The 1,265-nt window shown below is 48.2% G+C and carries 1 protein-coding gene; it reads left to right on the top strand.

Features of this window, described 5'->3' with window-relative positions:
* Positions 1 to 1,265, top strand: a 1,265-nt coding sequence (locus tag F6K40_RS36215; protein WP_293143814.1) for an Ig-like domain-containing protein, incomplete at both ends; no start/stop codon positions are given.

Here is a 1,265-nt window from a genome sequence, read left to right on the forward strand (position 1 = left end):
CCACGGTAGATTTAGACCCAAGTACAGCAGGACGACAAACAAGTAACACAGTACCAGGACAAGGAACCTACACGGTGGATAATGCGGGGAATGTAACATTTACCCCAGAAGCGACCTTTGTGGGAACAGCGACAGGTGTAAGTTACACGGTAGCGGACAACGACGGAGGAGTATCAAACGCAGCTAATCTAACTGTCACGGTGAACAACGTTCCCCCAACAGCAACAGACGACAGTACAAGTACGAACCAAGGGCAACCAGTAAGCTTCAGTATTACAGGAAACGACTCAGATACAGACGGAACATTAGACCTAACCACCGTAGATTTAGACCCAGGAACAGACGGACGACAAACAAGTCGGACAGTAACAGGAGAAGGAACCTACACAGTAGATGATGCGGGGAATGTGACCTTTACCCCAGAAGCGAACTTTGTGGGAACAGCGACAGGTGTAAGTTACACGGTAGCGGACAACGACGGAGGAGTATCAAACGCAGCTAATCTAACTGTCACGGTGAACAACGTTCCCCCAACAGCAACAGACGACAGTACAAGTACGAACCAAGGGCAACCAGTAAGCTTCAGTATTACAGGTAACGACTCAGATACAGACGGAACATTAGACCTAACCACCGTAGATTTAGACCCATCAACAGACGGACGACAAACAAGTCGGACAGTAACAGGAGAAGGAACCTACACAGTAGATGATGCGGGGAATGTGACCTTTACCCCAGAAGCGAACTTTGTGGGAACAGCGACAGGTGTAAGTTACACGGTAGCGGACAACGACGGAGGAGTATCAAACGCAGCTAATCTAACTGTCACAGTCAACGGTGTAGTAGGCAACGTTCCCCCAACAGCAACAGACGACAGTACAAGTACGAACCAAGGGCAACCAGTAAGCTTCAGTATTACAGGTAACGACTCAGATACAGACGGAACATTAGACCTGACCACCGTAGATTTAGACCCAGGAACAGACGGACGACAAACAAGTCGGACAGTAACAGGAGAAGGAACCTACACAGTAGATGATGCGGGGAATGTGACCTTTACCCCAGAAGCGAACTTTGTGGGAACTACTACTCCGATTAATTACACTGTTGCTGATAACGATGGTGGAGTATCTAACCAAGCTAATCTAACTGTCACAGTCAACGGTGTAGTAGGCAACGTTCCCCCAACAGCAACAGACGACAGTACAAGTACGAACCAAGGGCAACCAGTAAGCTTCAGTATTACAGGTAACGACTCAGATACA

Origin of the sequence: Okeania sp. SIO3I5, from assembly GCF_010672085.1 — a bacterium.
Classification (GTDB): Bacteria; Cyanobacteriota; Cyanobacteriia; order Cyanobacteriales; family Microcoleaceae; genus Trichodesmium.